26 protein-coding genes are annotated in these 14900 nt (G+C 65.6%); all 26 read right to left on the reverse strand.

Annotated elements, in window-relative coordinates:
* Window positions 1–155: 155 nt before the first annotated feature.
* The 26 genes from rplQ to rplD all read right to left on the reverse strand — a co-directional run bounded on the left by rplQ (window position 156) and on the right by rplD (window position 14895).
* Window positions 156–578 carry a 50S ribosomal protein L17 gene (gene rplQ / locus FHS98_RS11180; protein ID WP_167104502.1) on the reverse strand — a complete coding sequence of 141 codons (423 nt, stop codon included), beginning with the start codon at window positions 576–578 and terminating at the stop codon, window positions 156–158.
* A gap of 129 nt (window positions 579–707) precedes the next feature.
* On the reverse strand, window positions 708–1775 hold the full coding sequence (locus tag FHS98_RS11185) for a DNA-directed RNA polymerase subunit alpha (RefSeq protein ID WP_167104505.1): 1068 nt from the start codon (window positions 1773–1775) through the stop codon (window positions 708–710).
* Window positions 1776–1870: 95 nt separating this feature from the next.
* Window positions 1871–2260 (reverse strand): 30S ribosomal protein S11, encoded by a 390-nt coding sequence (rpsK, locus tag FHS98_RS11190; protein WP_167104510.1) that lies wholly within the window; start codon window positions 2258–2260, stop codon window positions 1871–1873.
* A gap of 57 nt (window positions 2261–2317) precedes the next feature.
* Window positions 2318–2686, reverse strand: coding sequence for a 30S ribosomal protein S13 (gene rpsM / locus FHS98_RS11195; protein ID WP_167104513.1), 369 nt, complete (start codon window positions 2684–2686; stop codon window positions 2318–2320).
* Between the two features lie 235 nt (window positions 2687–2921).
* Window positions 2922–3578, reverse strand: coding sequence for an adenylate kinase (locus FHS98_RS11200; RefSeq protein WP_167104517.1), 657 nt, complete (start codon window positions 3576–3578; stop codon window positions 2922–2924).
* Window positions 3579–3621: 43 nt separating this feature from the next.
* The gene (secY, locus tag FHS98_RS11205) at window positions 3622–4995 is read right to left on the reverse strand and encodes a preprotein translocase subunit SecY (RefSeq protein WP_167104520.1); all 1374 of its coding nucleotides are present in this window, start codon (window positions 4993–4995) and stop codon (window positions 3622–3624) included.
* A gap of 121 nt (window positions 4996–5116) precedes the next feature.
* Window positions 5117–5647 carry a 50S ribosomal protein L15 gene (gene rplO / locus FHS98_RS11210; RefSeq protein WP_167104523.1) on the reverse strand — a complete coding sequence of 177 codons (531 nt, stop codon included), beginning with the start codon at window positions 5645–5647 and terminating at the stop codon, window positions 5117–5119.
* Window positions 5648–5738: 91 nt separating this feature from the next.
* Window positions 5739–6833: an acyltransferase family protein gene (locus FHS98_RS11215; protein WP_167104526.1), complete on the reverse strand. Its 1095-nt coding sequence runs from the start codon at window positions 6831–6833 to the stop codon at window positions 5739–5741.
* 138 nt (window positions 6834–6971) lie between these two features.
* On the reverse strand, window positions 6972–7148 hold the full coding sequence (gene rpmD / locus FHS98_RS11220) for a 50S ribosomal protein L30 (RefSeq protein WP_167104529.1): 177 nt from the start codon (window positions 7146–7148) through the stop codon (window positions 6972–6974).
* Window positions 7149–7154: 6 nt separating this feature from the next.
* Complete coding sequence (rpsE, locus tag FHS98_RS11225; protein ID WP_167105383.1) at window positions 7155–7871, reverse strand: 30S ribosomal protein S5; 717 nt, start codon at window positions 7869–7871, stop codon at window positions 7155–7157.
* 2 nt (window positions 7872–7873) lie between these two features.
* A complete protein-coding gene (gene rplR, locus FHS98_RS11230; RefSeq protein WP_167104532.1) occupies window positions 7874–8227 on the reverse strand; it encodes a 50S ribosomal protein L18 in 354 nt (117 codons plus the stop codon).
* 1 nt (window position 8228) lies between these two features.
* Window positions 8229–8762, reverse strand: a complete 534-nt coding sequence (gene rplF, locus FHS98_RS11235) for a 50S ribosomal protein L6 (protein ID WP_167104535.1) — start codon at window positions 8760–8762, stop codon at window positions 8229–8231.
* Window positions 8762–9157 (reverse strand): 30S ribosomal protein S8, encoded by a 396-nt coding sequence (rpsH, locus tag FHS98_RS11240; RefSeq protein ID WP_167104538.1) that lies wholly within the window; start codon window positions 9155–9157, stop codon window positions 8762–8764. The genes rplF and rpsH overlap by 1 nt, the downstream gene beginning before the upstream one ends.
* Before the next feature lie 10 nt (window positions 9158–9167).
* Window positions 9168–9473: a 30S ribosomal protein S14 gene (gene rpsN / locus FHS98_RS11245; RefSeq protein WP_019831575.1), complete on the reverse strand. Its 306-nt coding sequence runs from the start codon at window positions 9471–9473 to the stop codon at window positions 9168–9170.
* 21 nt (window positions 9474–9494) lie between these two features.
* The gene (rplE, locus tag FHS98_RS11250; RefSeq protein ID WP_167104541.1) at window positions 9495–10073 is read right to left on the reverse strand and encodes a 50S ribosomal protein L5; all 579 of its coding nucleotides are present in this window, start codon (window positions 10071–10073) and stop codon (window positions 9495–9497) included.
* The gene (gene rplX, locus FHS98_RS11255) at window positions 10066–10383 is read right to left on the reverse strand and encodes a 50S ribosomal protein L24 (protein WP_167104544.1); all 318 of its coding nucleotides are present in this window, start codon (window positions 10381–10383) and stop codon (window positions 10066–10068) included. Before rplX ends, rplE begins: the two co-directional genes overlap by 8 nt.
* Window positions 10383–10751, reverse strand: coding sequence for a 50S ribosomal protein L14 (gene rplN, locus FHS98_RS11260; RefSeq protein ID WP_019831572.1), 369 nt, complete (start codon window positions 10749–10751; stop codon window positions 10383–10385). The genes rplX and rplN overlap by 1 nt, the downstream gene beginning before the upstream one ends.
* 15 nt (window positions 10752–10766) lie before the next feature.
* Window positions 10767–11039 (reverse strand): 30S ribosomal protein S17, encoded by a 273-nt coding sequence (gene rpsQ, locus FHS98_RS11265; RefSeq protein WP_167104548.1) that lies wholly within the window; start codon window positions 11037–11039, stop codon window positions 10767–10769.
* Window positions 11040–11053: 14 nt separating this feature from the next.
* Window positions 11054–11257, reverse strand: a complete 204-nt coding sequence (rpmC, locus tag FHS98_RS11270) for a 50S ribosomal protein L29 (protein WP_167104551.1) — start codon at window positions 11255–11257, stop codon at window positions 11054–11056.
* 3 nt (window positions 11258–11260) lie between these two features.
* On the reverse strand, window positions 11261–11701 hold the full coding sequence (rplP, locus tag FHS98_RS11275) for a 50S ribosomal protein L16 (protein ID WP_167104554.1): 441 nt from the start codon (window positions 11699–11701) through the stop codon (window positions 11261–11263).
* A 63-nt stretch (window positions 11702–11764) separates the two neighbouring features.
* On the reverse strand, window positions 11765–12460 hold the full coding sequence (gene rpsC / locus FHS98_RS11280; RefSeq protein WP_167104557.1) for a 30S ribosomal protein S3: 696 nt from the start codon (window positions 12458–12460) through the stop codon (window positions 11765–11767).
* Window positions 12460–12837 (reverse strand): 50S ribosomal protein L22, encoded by a 378-nt coding sequence (gene rplV / locus FHS98_RS11285; protein ID WP_167104575.1) that lies wholly within the window; start codon window positions 12835–12837, stop codon window positions 12460–12462. The genes rpsC and rplV overlap by 1 nt, the downstream gene beginning before the upstream one ends.
* The gene (gene rpsS / locus FHS98_RS11290; RefSeq protein WP_019831566.1) at window positions 12837–13112 is read right to left on the reverse strand and encodes a 30S ribosomal protein S19; all 276 of its coding nucleotides are present in this window, start codon (window positions 13110–13112) and stop codon (window positions 12837–12839) included. The genes rplV and rpsS overlap by 1 nt, the downstream gene beginning before the upstream one ends.
* A gap of 5 nt (window positions 13113–13117) precedes the next feature.
* Window positions 13118–13954: a 50S ribosomal protein L2 gene (rplB, locus tag FHS98_RS11295; protein ID WP_167104593.1), complete on the reverse strand. Its 837-nt coding sequence runs from the start codon at window positions 13952–13954 to the stop codon at window positions 13118–13120.
* Between the two features lie 4 nt (window positions 13955–13958).
* A complete protein-coding gene (locus FHS98_RS11300) occupies window positions 13959–14276 on the reverse strand; it encodes a 50S ribosomal protein L23 (RefSeq protein ID WP_167104598.1) in 318 nt (105 codons plus the stop codon).
* On the reverse strand, window positions 14269–14895 hold the full coding sequence (gene rplD / locus FHS98_RS11305; RefSeq protein WP_167104603.1) for a 50S ribosomal protein L4: 627 nt from the start codon (window positions 14893–14895) through the stop codon (window positions 14269–14271). Before rplD ends, FHS98_RS11300 begins: the two co-directional genes overlap by 8 nt.
* Window positions 14896–14900 lie beyond the last annotated feature (5 nt).

Consider the following 14900-nt stretch of genomic DNA (forward strand, 5'->3'; position numbering starts at 1 on the left):
GATGAGGCTTCCTTTGCTGCGCCGTTCTTTCCCGGCTTCCGCTCTAACCCGGCGGGCGGGTGATTCAACCATGCGCCGCCCACAAGCAAAAAGGGCCGCCCCGATCCGGGACGGCCCTTTCCACTGTTTCGGCGATGAGACCGAAGGGGAGCAGCTTAGGCCGCATCCTCCAGCTCGTCGGCAACCTCGACCGGACCCGAGTCCTGGCCCTTGGCCGACGTGTCGCGGTCGACGAACTCGATGATCGCCATCGGGGCGGCGTCCGAAGCGCGGATGCCGGCCTTGATGATGCGGGTGTAGCCGCCCGCGCGCGAGGCGTAGCGCTCGGCCAGCACGTCGAACAGCTTCACGAGCTGCGCATCGTCCTGGAGACGGGCGTGGGCCAGACGACGGTTCGACAGGCCACCCTTCTTGGCGAGGGTGACGAGCTTCTCGACATAGGGACGAAGCTCCTTCGCCTTGGCGAGGGTCGTCGTGATCTGCTCATGCTTGATGAGCGCCGCCGACTGGTTGCGGAACAGGGCGGTACGATGGGAGGCGGTGCGCTGAAGCTTACGGCCGCCGACGCGATGACGCATGGTTTTCTTCCTTCATGTTCGTCCCGCAGCCGTCCGAGGTACTGCGGGCCAGGCGGTGAAACGGGGCACCGCCCATACCCCTGATCGACTTGGAAACTCGCCGCGGGGGCCGGAGCCCCCGCGTCAGGATCAATATTCCTGCTCGAGCTTCTTCGCCATTTCCTCGATGTTCTCCGGCGGCCAGCCGGGGATGTCCATGCCGAGGCGCAGGCCCATCGACGAGAGCACTTCCTTGATCTCGTTGAGCGACTTGCGGCCGAAGTTCGGCGTGCGGAGCATCTCGGCCTCGGTCTTCTGGACCAGGTCGCCGATGTAGATGATGTTGTCGTTCTTCAGGCAGTTCGCCGAACGGACCGACAGTTCCAGCTCGTCCACCTTCTTGAGGAGGTAGCGGTTGAGCTGGTTGGCGTCCGTCTCCGGCTCGGCACCGGCAGACGGCACGGCCACGCCGGCAACCGACGGGATCGAGGTCTGGAGCGTCAGGCCGTCGTCGAAGTGGACGAAGAGCTGGAGCTGGTCCTGAAGGATGCGCGCGGCATAGGCCAGGCCATCTTCCGGGGTGACGGTGCCGTCGGTCTCGATCGTCAGCGTGAGCTTGTCGTAATCGAGTTCCTGGCCGACGCGGGTGTTCTCCACCTTGTAGGCGACCTGACGGACCGGCGAATAGAGCGCGTCGACCGGGATGAGGCCGATCGGCGCATCGGCCGGACGGTTCAGCGCGGCGGCGACATAGCCCTTACCCGTCGCGGCGGTCAGCTCCATGTTGAGCGTCGCGCCGTCGTCGAGATGGCAGATCACCAGATCCGGGTTCATCACCTCGATGTCGCCGGTGGTGGCGATCATGCCCGCGGTGACTTCGGCCGGGCCGGTCGCGGAGAGCTGGAGGCGCTTGGCGCCCTCGCCCTGCATCTTGAGCGCGATCTGCTTGACGTTCAGCACGATGTCGGTGACGTCTTCGCGGACGCCCGCGAGCGACGAGAACTCGTGCAGCACATTCTCGATCTTGATCGAGGTGACGGCGGCACCCTGGAGCGACGAGAGCAGAACGCGGCGCAGCGCGTTGCCCAGCGTCAGGCCGAAACCACGCTCCAGCGGCTCAGCGACGAAAGTGGCGCGACGCTTGCCATCGCCGCCAGCCTTCTTCTCGAGGCCGTTGGGCTTCTTCAGTTCCTGCCAGTTCTTGGCGTTGACGGCCATATGTCTTCCCTCAAGGGTTGGGCTTTACAGGGGGTGCGTCCACCCCCGGCCGGAAGGTCGACGCGGCCGGATGAGCGGCCGCGTCGGAAGTACGATCAGACGCGACGACGCTTGGACGGGCGAACGCCGTTGTGCGGGATCGGGGTCACGTCGCGGATCGACGTGATCTGGAAACCGACCGCCTGGAGGGCGCGGAGCGCCGACTCACGGCCCGAACCCGGACCCTTCACCTCGACCTCGAGCGTGCGGACGCCGTGCTCGGCGGCCTTCTTGCCCGCGTCCTCGGCGGCGACCTGGGCGGCGTACGGGGTCGACTTGCGCGAGCCCTTGAAGCCCATCATGCCCGCCGACGACCACGCGATGGCGTTGCCCTGCGCGTCGGTGATGGTGATCATGGTGTTGTTGAAGCTGGCGTTCACATGGGCGACGCCGGCGGTGATGTTCTTGCGTTCGCGACGGCGAATGCGCTGCGGTTCACGAGCCATTTTCTGCTGATCCTACCTGAGGGACACCGTGGCCGAGGCGAGCCCCGGCCGGCGTCATCACTTCTTCTTGCCGGCGATCGGCTTGGCCTTGCCCTTGCGGGTGCGCGCATTGGTGTGCGTGCGCTGGCCGCGGACCGGCAGGCCCTTGCGATGGCGGAGGCCGCGATAGCAGGCGAGGTCCATCAGACGCTTGATGTTCATCGCGGTCTGGCGACGCAGATCGCCTTCCACGGTGTAGCCGGCGTCGATCGCCTCACGGATCTGGAGGACTTCCTGATCGGACAGATCCTGCACGCGGCGCTGCGGCTCAAGGCCGAGCTTGGCGGTGATTTCCTTGGCCTTGGCCGGGCCAATGCCATGGATGTAGGTCAGCGCGATTTCGACGCGCTTGTTGGTCGGGATGTTGACACCCGCAATACGAGCCACTGTGTTCTTCTCCTGCTCCACAGGGCGCCTCGGGCAAGGCGCCCCATCTCGTCGCTTCGACCCGCAACGCCACCCAAACGACGCGCGACAAGGCGCCGACGGGATGCCGGGTTGCGGGATTGGCTGCACCTAATGATCGACTCAGCGCCTGTCAAGCGAGTCGATCCCCAACGGGAAAAGGGGAGCGGCCCCATCGGAACCCCTCCCCTCCTGCGCTGGTCCGCATGACGTCCGCTCAGGCCGGCACGCGATCCAGAATGGCATCGATGGCCTCGCCGACATGGGCGATGTCCGCCATGCCGTCGACCCGGTTCACCAGACCCTTCGCCTCGTAATAGGGAAGGATCGGCGCGGTCTTGGCGCGATACTCCGCCATGCGGGTGCGCACCGTCTCCTCATTGTCGTCCGGCCGGCGCTTGAACTCGTGCCCGCCGCAGACGTCGCAGATGCCCTCGACCTTGGGCTGCTTGAAATGGTCGTGATAGCCGGCGCCACAGGTGGCGCAGGTGAAACGGCCGACGATGCGCTCGACCAGCGCATCCTCGTCGACCGCCAGCTCGATCACATGGCCGAGCTTGCGGCCACGCTCGCCAAGGATGGCGTCGAGCGCGACGGCCTGCGCATGGGTGCGCGGATAGCCGTCGAAGATCACGCCCGTCTCCTGCGGCAGCGCGTCCAGCGCGTCGCCGATGATGCCCGACACGATCTCGTCCGAGACGAGCTGCCCGGCATCCATCACCGCCTTGGCCTGAAGGCCGGTGGGCGTCCCCGCCTTCACCGCGGCGCGCAGCATGTCGCCCGTCGATAGCTGCACCATGCCGCGCGTCTCGACCAGCCGGGTCGCCTGCGTTCCCTTACCAGCACCGGGCGGCCCGAGCAGGATGATGTTCATATATTCCTTCCCCCTCTTCTTACCCAAGGTGTCGGCGGCCGCCTCAGCGGCGCTGCGCACCGCCCTTGAGCTTCGCCTTCTTGATGAGGTCGCCATATTGATGGGCGAGCAGATGGCTCTGGATCTGCGTCACGGTATCCATCGTCACGTTGACGACGATGAGCAGGCTGGTGCCGGTCAGCGGCATCTGCGGCAGGCCGAACGCCTTGATGACGGCCTCGGGCACGAGGCAGATCGCGGCCAGATAAGCGGCACCGATCACCGTGATGCGGGTGAGGACGTAATCCAGATAGTCGCCGGTCGCCTTGCCCGGACGGATGCCCGGAATGAAGCCGCCATAACGCTTCAGATTGTCCGCCGTCTCCTCCGGGTTGAACACCACGGCCGTGTAGAAGAAGCAGAAGAAGATGATGCCGATCGCGTAGAGCGACAGGTACAGCGGCGATCCATGCTGGAGCGCGGTGCTGATCGACAGAAGGATGTCGTTCCAGCGGCCGGAGCCCTGGGCATGGCTGCCGGCGAACTGCGCGATCGTCAGCGGCATCAGCAGCAGCGACGAAGCGAAGATCGGCGGGATCACGCCCGAGGTGTTGATCTTGAGCGGCAGGTAGCTCTTCTCGCCCTGCATCATGCCGCGCGCGGTCTGTCGCTTGGGGTACTGGATCAGCACCCGGCGCATCGCATGTTCCATGAAGCAGATGAAATAGATCATGCCGAACGCGATCACGAAGGCGGCGATGATCGTCAGCGGCGAGATCGAGCCGGTGCGGCCGCTCTCCAGCAGGTTCGACACGACGGTCGGGAACTGGCTGACGATGCCGGCCATGATGATGAGCGACACGCCGTTGCCGATGCCGCGCGAGGTGATCTGCTCACCCAGCCACATCAGGAACATGGTGCCGCCGACCAGCGAGATCACCGTGGTGATGCGGAACAGCATCCCCGGCTCGACCACCGCCGACACGCCCGACGAGGCGCCCCAGCTCTCCAGGCCGACGGAGATGAAATAACCCTGCACCACCGTCAGGAAGACGGTGAGGTAGCGGGTATACTGGTTGAGCTTCTTGCGGCCGGTCTCGCCTTCCTTCTTGATCGCCTCGAGCTGGGGCGAAAGCGAGGTGGCGAGCTGCACGACGATCGAGGCGGTGATGTAGGGCATCACGCCCAGCGCCACCACCGACATGCGGTGGAGCGCGCCGCCCGAGAAGTTGTTGAAGAAATCGAGCACGCCGCCGTTCGTCTTCTGGAACAGCGAGTTGAGCGCGCGCGGATCGATGCCCGGCAGCGGCACGAAGCTCAGCAGGCGGAACACGACCAGCGCGCCCAGCGTGAACCACAGCCGCTTCTTGAGATCGGTGGCCTGCGAGAACTTCGACAGGCTAAGCCCTGCGGCCGTCTGATTGGCGGCGGATGCCATGAATTGAACGTCCCCGAAAAACGAAAAGCGGCGGGTGCATCAATGCGCCCGCCGCTTCCATATAAGCCTCAATCGAGCTTGTCTAAGCCCTATGCGGCAAAAGGTTCGAACCGATCCCGGCTCAGGCGCGGGCGGCGCGCTTCGCGTCGCGGACGCTGTTCTTCTTGGCCGCGGCCTTCTCGGCGGCCGGAACCACCTCGATCACCTCGACCGAACCACCGGCCTTCTCGATCGCCGCCTTGGCCGAAGCCGAGACGCCGGCGATCTTGAACGACAGCTTCGCGGTCAGCTCGCCCTTGGCGAGAACGCGCACGCCGTCCTTGCCGCCACGGGCCACGCCGGCCGCCTTCAGCGCCGCGTGATCGATCAGCGCCGCCGCATCGAGCTTCTTGGCGTCGACCAGCTTCTGGATCTGGCCGAGGTTCACCTCGGCGAAGTCCTTCGCGAAGATGTTGTTGAAGCCGCGCTTCGGGATACGCATGTGGAGCGGCATCTGACCGCCCTCGAACCCGTTGATCGAGACGCCCTCGCGGGACTTCTGACCCTTCTGACCGCGACCGGCGGTCTTGCCCTTGCCGGAGCCGATGCCACGGCCCACGCGCATACGGCGATGACGGGCGCCTTCGTTGTCGCGGATGTCGTTCAGTTTCATGATATGCACTCGCTTTCGCTTTTGTCGCGCGGATAGGAAGCGGCGGCCCTTAACGACATTCGATCCGTTTGCCAACCCGATTCCCGAGGAATCAGGACGCGGTCATCGCCCGCTCGCCTCTGGCGGCCTCGGCGCGGCGGCGCAGATGCGCCGAGAGCTTCCGCCGGACGGGCGTGTCATACCAGCGGTCGACCGCCGCGCTCAGCAGCACCAGCGCCGCGATCGCCGCGAGGCCCGCCATCCAGACGGCATCCGTCCGGGGACGCCAATAATGGAAGATCGCCAGCTTCGCGAACTGGAGCACCGGCCCATGCAGCACATAGACCGCGTAGGAGGTGAGCCCGGCCCAGCGGAACAGCCGGTCCAGCCCCGGCGCGGGCTCCAGCCTCAGCCCCGCCCACACCAGCAGCGGCAGCACGAACAGCGCGCAGGCGAGATCGAACAGCGGCCCGCCGCCGCCCGTGGCGAGGATCGGGATGAGCAGCAGCGGCACCAGCGCGGCCACCCAGCCCCGCCGGACACGCCCGTCATAGGCCCGGAAGATCAGCACGCCGAGCGAGAAGGAATAAAGCACCCGCACCAGCCCACCGGCGACCGAGCCCCAGGTCGAGCCCATGTCGACGCCGCCATGCGCCAGGCTCGCGGCGGTGAGCACCAGCCCCGACACCGTCACGACGAGCCACAGCAGGCGGTTCGACAGCCGCCGCCATTGCCAGGCGTAGAGCGCGTTGATCGCCAGTTCGAGCACCAGCGACCAGCCTGCGACGTTGAGCGGCATCACCCAGTCATGCCCCGAAAGCGACGGGGACGGCAGCATCGCGAGGCCCGTCACCAGCGCCAGGGCGATGCTGGCGGGCGTGTCTCCCCCCACCCCCATGGCGAGGCGCACCAGCGCGAAGGCGAGCCCGATCATCAGGCTCAGCGCGAACAGCGGCCAGAGGCGGATGAAGCGGATGCGCATGAACGCCCGCGTCGAGAGCCCCTCGGCCAGCCGCCCGCGATAGGAGGCCTCCAGGACGCAGCCGGAGAGCGCGAAGAAGAGGTCCACCGACAGATAGGCCGACGCCGGATGGAAATGCCCGACGATCGCCCGCGAATGGAACAGCACGATCATGATCGCGGCGATGCCCCGCAACCCATCCAGCGTCAGGAATATGCGCTTGTCCGCCTGCATCGCCTCTCGCACCGCCTCGGCGTGGGCGCGTCCGGCCCCACGCTTCTCGTTAGGGCATCCCGGAGGGGATGTCCCGGATAAGACAAGGGCTCCGCTACCTCATCGGCAGCGGAGCCCCTGTTTCTGACACCCGGTGATCGGGCGAAGGGCTTAGCCCTCCACCTTCACCATGTGCTGCACCTTGCGGATCATGCCGCGAACCTCGGGGGAATCCTCGAGTTCGCGGGTCCGGTGCATCTTGTTGAGGCCGAGGCCGACCAGAGTCGCGCGCTGGTCAGCGGTACGACGGATCGGCGAACCGGTCTGCGTCACCTTGATGGTCGCCATGATCGATTACTCCACGATCGCGGCGGCATCGGCTTCGGCGGTCTGGGAACCACCGCGGCCGAGCAGGTCCGCAATCTTCTTGCCACGGCGAGCCGCGACCGACTTCGGGCTGGTCTGATCCTTGAGCGCCTCGAAGGTCGCGCGGATCATGTTGTACGGGTTCGACGTACCGACCGACTTGGTCACCACGTCATGAACGCCCAGGCTCTCGAAGATGGCGCGCATCGGGCCACCCGCGATGATGCCGGTGCCCTGCGGCGCCGAGCGGACGGTCACGCGGCCGGCACCGAAGTGGCCGTTGCCGTCGTGATGGAGGGTGCGGCCGTCCTTCAGCGGAACGCGGACCATCGCCTTCTTGGCGGCGGCGGTCGCCTTCGAGATCGCTTCCGGCACTTCGCGGGCCTTGCCGTGGCCGAAGCCCGAACGACCCTTCCCGTCGCCGACCACGACCAGAGCGGCGAAGCCGAAACGCTTACCACCCTTCACGGTCTTCGAGACGCGGTTGATGTGGACGAGCTTTTCGATCAGCTCCTCGCCACCTTCCTCGGCGTTGTTGCGGCGGTCGTCACGACGGCCACGATTGCCGTCACGGCCACGGCCGCCACGATCGCCACCCGGACCACGGCCACGGCCGCCGCGCGGGCCACGACCCTCGCGGGGCGCGCCTTCGGTGCCGGCCGGCTGCTCGGCGCCGGGCGCCTGGTTCTGCACTTCATCGGCCATCATCAGAACTCCAGACCACCCTCACGGGCGGCGTCAGCGAGCGCCTTGACACGCCCATGGAAGAGGAAGCCGCCACGATCGAACACGACCAGCGACACACCGGCCGCCTTGGCGCGCTCGGCAACGCGCTTGCCAACCTCGACCGCCGCCTTGACGCCGGCGCCGGAGGTGCTGCGCACCTCCTTCTCGAGGGTGGACGCCGAAGCGACGGTACGACCCGCCGCATCGTCGATGATCTGCGCGTAGATGTGCTGACCCGAGCGATGGATCGACAGGCGCGGACGCCCGCCGGCCTTGGCGCGCAACTGCGTGCGGACACGCTGGCGGCGCTTCGCGAAGAGAGAGAGCTTAGCCATCTTACTTCTTCTTCCCTTCCTTGCGGAAGATATACTCGCCCGCGTACTTGATGCCCTTGCCCTTATACGGCTCGGGCTTGCGCCAGCGACGGATCTCGGCGGCAACCTGGCCGACCTGCTGCTTGTCGATGCCCGAGATGTTCACGGTCACGGGATCGGGCGTCACGATGGTGATGCCTTCCGGGATCGCGAAATCGACATCGTGGCTGTAGCCGAGCTGGAGCTTCAGGTTCTTGCCCTGAACCGCCGCGCGGTAGCCAACGCCGGTGATCTGGAGCGTCTTCGAGAAGCCCTCGGTCACGCCAGTGACGAGGTTCTGCACGAGCGTGCGCTGCATACCCCAGAACGAGCGAGCGCGCTTGCCCTGGTTGGCCGGCTGCACGGAGACCGAACCGTCCTCGACGGCATAGGTCACCTCGTTGGCGAGATCGATCGAGAGGGTGCCCTTCGGCCCCTTCATCGACAGCTTGCCGTCGGCGATGCTGGCGGTGACGCCAGCAGGCACGACGACGGCCTTCTTACCGATGCGGCTCATCAGAACACCTCCGCCAGCACTTCGCCGCCGACATTCTGCTCGCGCGCTTCCGCGTCCGAGAGAACGCCCTTCGGCGTCGAGACGATGGTGATGCCGAGACCGTTGCGGATCACCGGCAGCTCCTTGGAGCCGCTGTAAACGCGGCGGCCCGGCTTCGAGACGCGCGCAACGTGCTGGATCGCGGGCTGGCCCTCGAAATATTTCAGCTCGATGCGGATGCCGGGGTGTTCGCCCAGCTTCTCGTCGGAATAGCCGCGGATGTAACCCTCGCGCTGGAGCACGTCGAGAACGCGGGTGCGCAGGCGCGAGGCGGGCGAAAGGACCGAGTCCTTGCGCGCGCGCTGGCCGTTGCGGATGCGGGTGAGCAGATCGCCCACGGGATCGTTGATCGCCATCTGTCTGCCCTTACCAGCTCGACTTGGTCACGCCGGGGATCATCCCCTTGTTGGCGAGATCGCGCAGCATGACGCGCGCGAGCTTGAACTTGCGGTAATAACCGCGCGGACGCCCCGTCAGCTCGCAACGATTGCGGATGCGGGTCGGGTTGCCGTTGCGGGGAAGCTCGGCCATGCGGAGGCGCGCGATCAGGCGCTCGCCTTCGTCCAGGCTCTTGTCGGCCGCAATGGCCTTCAGCTTCGCGTACTTCGGTGCCGTCTTCTGAACGAGCTTCTTGCGACGCTCGTTCTTCAGGATCGAACTCAGTTTCGCCATGACTTAAGTTCTCTTTCTAGCTTACGCGGCCTGCTTCTGCTCGGCGTCGCCCACGAAGGGGAAACCGAACAGGCGCAGAAGCTCGCGAGCCTCGTCGTCGGTGTTGGCGGTGGTCGTGACGATCACGTCCATGCCACGGATACGGTCGACCTTGTCGTAGCTGATTTCCGGGAAAATCAACTGCTCCTTGAGGCCGGTCGCATAATTGCCACGGCCGTCGAACGACTTCGGGTTCAGGCCCCGGAAGTCGCGGACGCGCGGCAGAGCCACGGTCACGAAGCGGTCGAGGAACTCGTACATACGCTCACGGCGCAGGGTGACCTTGCAACCGATCGGCATACCCTCGCGCAGCTTGAACTGCGCGATCGACTTCTTCGCCTTGGTGATGACCGGCTTCTGGCCCGCGATGAGTTCCATCTCGGCAGCGGCCTGGTCGACACGCTTCTTGTCCTGGGTGGCGTCGCCGACACCCATGTTGATGACGATCTTCTCGATCTTCGGGACCATCATCGGGTTGGCGTAACCGAACTTCTCGGTCATCGCCTTGACGATCTTGTCCTCGTAGAGCTTCTGAAGCCGGGCCTTGTAGGCATCAGCCATCGATCTTCTCCCCGGTCTTGACGGCCACGCGGACCTTCTTGCCGTCCTGCGTCTCGAAACGCACGCGGGTCGGCTTGCCGTCGGCGGTCGCGATCGCGACCTTCGAGACATGCAGCGGCGCTTCGATGCGCTCCAGGCCACCCTGCGGGTTCGCCTGGGTCGGCTTGCGATGGCGGGTCGCCACGTTCACGCCGGCGACGATCACCTTGCCCTCCTGCGGGAGAGCCTTGGTGACCTCACCGGTCTTGCCCTTGTCCTTGCCGGACAGGACGACGACCTTGTCGCCCTTCTTGATCTTCAACGCGCTCATTACAGCACCTCAGGCGCGAGCGAGATGATCTTCATGTGGTTCCGGGCACGGAGCTCGCGCACGACCGGGCCGAAGATACGGGTGCCGATCGGCTCCTCGTTCTTGTTGACGAGGACGGCGGCATTGCCGTCGAAGCGGATGGTCGAGCCGTCGGCGCGATGGATGTCCTTCGCGGTACGCACGATCACCGCACGGTGAACGTCACCCTTCTTGACCTTGCCGCGCGGCGCCGCTTCCTTGATCGAGACGACGATGATGTCGCCCACGGTCGCGAAACGACGCTTGGAGCCGCCGAGCACCTTGATGCACTGGACGCGCTTGGCGCCCGAGTTGTCGGCGACGTCCAGGTTGGACTGCATCTGGATCATGTGTCAGCCCTTCCTTTACGCGTTGTCAGTGGGGATCGGAGAGGTGATCGCCGCGCCAACGCGGCCAATCGCCTTCCAGGTCTTGAGCTTCGAGATCGGCGCACACTCCTCGATGCGAACGGTCTCACCGGTGTGATACTCGTTCGCCTCGTCGTGGGCGTGATACTTCTTCGAACGCTTGATGATCTTCCCGTAGAGTTCGTGCTTCACACGACGCTCCACGGAAACCACCACGGTCTTGTCGGTCTTGTCGGAGACCACCGTTCCGGTCAGCACGCGCTTCGGCATGGCTGGTTGCTCCTTCAGGCCTTGGCCGCAGCGGCACGCTGCGTCTGGGCGGTCTTGATGCGGGCGATGGTCTTGCGGACCTCACCCACGCGGCTCGGCTTCTCGAGCTGGCCGGTCGCGGCCTGGAAGCGCAGGTTGAACTGCTCGCGCTTCAGCTCGGAAAGCTGGGTGGCGAGCTGATCGTCAGTCGCCACCTTGATGTCGTCGTTCTTCGCCATGGCTTATGCCTCCTCGCCACCAAGGTGGCTGGTGTCGCCGAGGCGGGCGACGACCTTCACTTTGATCGGCAGCTTCTCAGCCGCACGGCTGAACGCCTCCGCCGCGAGCGGGCCGGCAACGCCTTCCAGCTCGAACAGGATACGGCCCGGCTTGACGCGGGCGACCCAGTATTCCGGGGCACCCTTACCCGAGCCCATGCGGACTTCGGCGGGCTTGGACGACACCGGCACGTCCGGGAAAATACGGATGTGCAGGCGGCCCTGGCGCTTGATGTGGCGCGTGATCGCGCGGCGAGCCGCTTCGATCTGGCGAGCGGTGATCCGCTCGGGCTCCATGGCCTTGAGGCCATAGGCGCCCTGGTTCAGCGTAGTTCCGCTCTTGGCGTCGCCGTGGATACGGCCCTTGAACGCCTTGCGGAACTTGGTGCGCTTCGGTTGCAGCATTGTTCTCTAACCTTCTGACACCGTGACGACGGTCGATCAGGCTAGCTGTAGGGGAAGCCCCTATCAGCGCGCCGGACGAACTCCGGACGTCTGAGCTTCCATCATCAGCCGATCCTGCGCGAGCGGATCATGACCCAGGATCTCACCCTTGAAGATCCAGACCTTGATCCCGCAGACGCCATAGGCGGTGTGCGCCTCGGCCTCGGCATAGTCGATATTGGCGCGGAGCGTATGGAGCGGCACGCGGCCCTCACGATACCACTCGGTGCGCGCGATCTCCGCGCCGCCCAGACGGCCGGCGCAGGTGATGCGGATGCCCTCGGCGCCGAGGCGGAGAGCCGACTGCACCGCGCGCTTCATCGCGCGACGGAACGCAACGCGGCGCTCGAGCTGGTCGGCAACCGACTGCGCCACGAGCTTCGAGTCGATCTCCGGCTTGCGGATCTCGACGATGTTCAGCGACACGTCGGCGCTGGTCATCTTGCCGAGAGCCTTGCGCAGCTTCTCGATGTCCGCGCCCTTCTTGCCGATGATGACACCGGGACGAGCAGCGTAGATCGAAATGCGGGCCAGCTTCGCCGGGCGCTCGATCACGACCTTCGAGATCGCGGCCTGCGGCAGCGACTTGAAGATGTGCTGGCGGATGCGGAGATCCTCCAGCAGCATCCGGCCATATTCCTCGCCATCAGCGTACCAGCGGCTGTCCCAGGTACGGTTGATCTGCAGGCGCATGCCGATCGGATTGGACTTGTGACCCATTATTCGGCCTCCTGCTCACGCACGACGATGCGCAGCCGCGAGAACGGCTTGATGATCCGGGCCGAACGACCACGGGCGCGGGTGGCGAAGCGCTTCATCACGAGGCCCTTGCCGACCGAAGCTTCCTTCACGACCAGCGAGTCCACGTCGAGATTGTGGTTGTTCTCGGCGTTGGCGATCGCGGACGCGAGGCACTTGCGGACGTCAACCGCCATCGCCTTCGTCGAGAAGGCGAGGATGTTGAGCGCGTCGCCGGCCTTCTTGTTGCGGATCAGGCCCGCAACAAGGTTGAGCTTCTGCGGGCTGCCACGGACGGAGGTGGCGACCGCAAGGGCCTCCTTCTCACCGACCTTGCGGGGGGATGCGGGCTTGGACATCAGCGCTTGCCCTTCTTGTCGGCGGCGTGGCCGGGGAAGTAGCGCGTCGGCGCGAATTCACCCAGCTTGTGGCCGACCATGTCTTCATTGACAGTGATCGGCACGAACTTGCGGCCGTTGTACAGGTTGAAGGTCAGGCCGACGAAATCCGGGAGGATCGTCGAACGACGCGACCAGGTCTTGATCGGAGCGCGGGCGCCGGTCTCATGCGCGGTCTGCGCCTTCTTCAGAAGGTGCAGGTCGACGAACGGACCTTTCCAGACGGAACGAGCCATCTCGCTTACCTCTTCTTCTTCGCGTGACGGCTACGGATAATCATCTTGTCCGTCGCCTTGTTGTGACGCGTCTTGGCGCCCTTCGTCGGCTTGCCCCACGGGGTGACCGGATGACGGCCGCCCGAGGTGCGGCCTTCACCACCGCCGTGCGGGTGGTCGACCGGGTTCTTGGCAACGCCGCGGGTAAGCGGACGATAGCCGAGCCAACGGTTGCGACCCGCCTTCGCGAGGTTGGTGTTGGCGTTGTCGGGGTTCGACACCGCGCCCACCGTGCACATGCAATCCGAGCGGATGAAGCGCTGCTCGCCCGAGTTCAGGCGAACGATCACCATGCCGCGATCGCGACCCACCACCTGCACATAGGTGCCGGCGGCGCGGGCGATCTGGCCACCCTTGCCGGGCTTCAGCTCGACGTTGTGGACGATCGTGCCGACCGGGGTCTGGCCGATTTCCATCGCGTTGCCCGGCTTCACGTCGGTCTTCTTGCCCGAGACGACGACGTCGCCCGGAGCGAGACGCTGCGGCGCCAGGATGTACGACAGCTCGCCGTCCTCATACTTCACCAGGGCGATGAAGGCCGAACGGTTGGGATCGTACTCGAGACGCTCGACGGTCGCCGTCTGATCGAACTTGCGACGCTTGAAGTCGACGAAGCGATACTTCTGCTTGTGACCACCCGCGATACCGCGCGCCGTGGCATGACCCTGGTTGTTGCGGCCGCCCGACTTGCGGAGACCTTCGACCAGAGCCTTGACCGGCTTGCCCTTCCACAGCGACGAACGGTCGACCAGGATGAGGCCGCGGCGCGCCGGCGAGGTGGGGTTATAATGCTTGAGCGCCATCGTCTCAGATCCCCGTCGTGACGTCGATCGACTGGCCCTCGGCCAGCGTCACAACCGCCTTCTTCACGTCCGAACGCTTGTAGGGAGCACCCTTCCAGCGCTTGGTCTTGCCCTTGACGACCATCGTGTTGACGGCCTTCACGGTGACACCGAACAGCGCCTCGACGGCGGCCTTGATGGCCGGCTTCGTGGCATCGCCCGCGACCTTGAACACAACGGCGTTGTGCTCGGACACGAGGGTCGACTTCTCGGTGATGTGCGGGCCGACGATCACGTCATAATGACGGATGTCGATCGCGCCCTGCTCCTGCTTCTTAGCCATGGAAGCGCGCCTCCAGCTTCTCGACAGCGGCGCGCGTCAGCACGAGCGTGTCATGGTTCAGGATGTCGTACACATTGGCACCGATCGCCGGCAGCAGGTTGACACCCGGGATGTTCGACGAAGCGTGCGCGAACGAGATGTTCAGCGCCTCGCCGTCGATGACCAGCGCCTTCTTGCCGAAGCCGAGCGCCGCGAGCTGACCCGCGAGCACCTTGGTCTTGCCGTCCGCCACGTCGAGCGCGTCGACGACGATCAGCGAGCCGTCCTTGGCCTTGGCCGAGAGCGCCATCTTCAGGCCCATCGCGCGAACCTTCTTGTTCAGCGACGGGTTGAAGTCACGCAGGCGGGCACCATGAGCCTTACCACCGCCGATGAAGACGGGAGCGCGGCGATCACCGTGACGAGCGGCACCGCCGCCCTTCTGGTTGCCCAGCTTCTTGCCCGAACGCGCAACGTCAGCACGCTCGCGCGTGGCGCGGGCGGTGCCGCGACGCTTCTCGAGCTGCCAGGTCACGACCCGGTGGAGGATGTCGGCGCGCGGCTCGAGGCCGAACACCGCATCGTTGAGCTCGATGTCGCCGGCGGAGCTGGCGTCGAGCTTGAGAACCTTGATCTTCATGGCGC

The organism is Sphingomonas oligoaromativorans (assembly GCF_011762195.1).
In the GTDB taxonomy this organism is placed as follows: domain Bacteria; phylum Pseudomonadota; class Alphaproteobacteria; order Sphingomonadales; family Sphingomonadaceae; genus Solisphingomonas; species Solisphingomonas oligoaromativorans.

Bases quoted from the DNA above. Each gene is read 5' to 3' on its own strand.
- rplQ (WP_167104502.1), bottom strand. From the start codon at position 578: ATGCGTCATCGCGTCGGCGGCCGTAAGCTTCAGCGCACCGCCTCCCAT.
- FHS98_RS11185 (WP_167104505.1), bottom strand. From the start codon at position 1,775: ATGGCCGTCAACGCCAAGAACTGGCAGGAACTGAAGAAGCCCAACGGC.
- rpsK (WP_167104510.1), bottom strand. From the start codon at position 2,260: ATGGCTCGTGAACCGCAGCGCATTCGCCGTCGCGAACGCAAGAACATC.
- FHS98_RS11200 (WP_167104517.1), bottom strand. From the start codon at position 3,578: ATGAACATCATCCTGCTCGGGCCGCCCGGTGCTGGTAAGGGAACGCAG.
- secY (WP_167104520.1), bottom strand. From the start codon at position 4,995: ATGGCATCCGCCGCCAATCAGACGGCCGCAGGGCTTAGCCTGTCGAAG.
- rplO (WP_167104523.1), bottom strand. From the start codon at position 5,647: ATGAAACTGAACGACATCCGCGACAACGAAGGCGCCCGTCATCGCCGT.
- rpmD (WP_167104529.1), bottom strand. From the start codon at position 7,148: ATGGCGACCATCAAGGTGACGCAGACCGGTTCGCCGATCCGTCGTACC.
- rpsE (WP_167105383.1), bottom strand. From the start codon at position 7,871: ATGGCCGATGAAGTGCAGAACCAGGCGCCCGGCGCCGAGCAGCCGGCC.
- rplR (WP_167104532.1), bottom strand. From the start codon at position 8,227: ATGGCTAAGCTCTCTCTCTTCGCGAAGCGCCGCCAGCGTGTCCGCACG.
- rplF (WP_167104535.1), bottom strand. From the start codon at position 8,762: ATGAGCCGCATCGGTAAGAAGGCCGTCGTCGTGCCTGCTGGCGTCACC.
- rpsH (WP_167104538.1), bottom strand. From the start codon at position 9,157: ATGGCGATCAACGATCCCGTGGGCGATCTGCTCACCCGCATCCGCAAC.
- rpsN (WP_019831575.1), bottom strand. From the start codon at position 9,473: ATGGCGAAACTGAGTTCGATCCTGAAGAACGAGCGTCGCAAGAAGCTC.
- rplE (WP_167104541.1), bottom strand. From the start codon at position 10,073: ATGGCTGATGCCTACAAGGCCCGGCTTCAGAAGCTCTACGAGGACAAG.
- rplX (WP_167104544.1), bottom strand. From the start codon at position 10,383: ATGAGCGCGTTGAAGATCAAGAAGGGCGACAAGGTCGTCGTCCTGTCC.
- rplN (WP_019831572.1), bottom strand. From the start codon at position 10,751: ATGATCCAGATGCAGTCCAACCTGGACGTCGCCGACAACTCGGGCGCC.
- rpsQ (WP_167104548.1), bottom strand. From the start codon at position 11,039: ATGCCGAAGCGCGTGCTGACCGGAACGGTGGTCTCCGACAAGACCGAC.
- rpmC (WP_167104551.1), bottom strand. From the start codon at position 11,257: ATGGCGAAGAACGACGACATCAAGGTGGCGACTGACGATCAGCTCGCC.
- rplP (WP_167104554.1), bottom strand. From the start codon at position 11,701: ATGCTGCAACCGAAGCGCACCAAGTTCCGCAAGGCGTTCAAGGGCCGT.
- rpsC (WP_167104557.1), bottom strand. From the start codon at position 12,460: ATGGGTCACAAGTCCAATCCGATCGGCATGCGCCTGCAGATCAACCGT.
- rplV (WP_167104575.1), bottom strand. From the start codon at position 12,837: ATGTCCAAGCCCGCATCCCCCCGCAAGGTCGGTGAGAAGGAGGCCCTT.
- rpsS (WP_019831566.1), bottom strand. From the start codon at position 13,112: ATGGCTCGTTCCGTCTGGAAAGGTCCGTTCGTCGACCTGCACCTTCTG.
- rplB (WP_167104593.1), bottom strand. From the start codon at position 13,954: ATGGCGCTCAAGCATTATAACCCCACCTCGCCGGCGCGCCGCGGCCTC.
- FHS98_RS11300 (WP_167104598.1), bottom strand. From the start codon at position 14,276: ATGGCTAAGAAGCAGGAGCAGGGCGCGATCGACATCCGTCATTATGAC.
- rplD (WP_167104603.1), bottom strand. From the start codon at position 14,895: ATGAAGATCAAGGTTCTCAAGCTCGACGCCAGCTCCGCCGGCGACATC.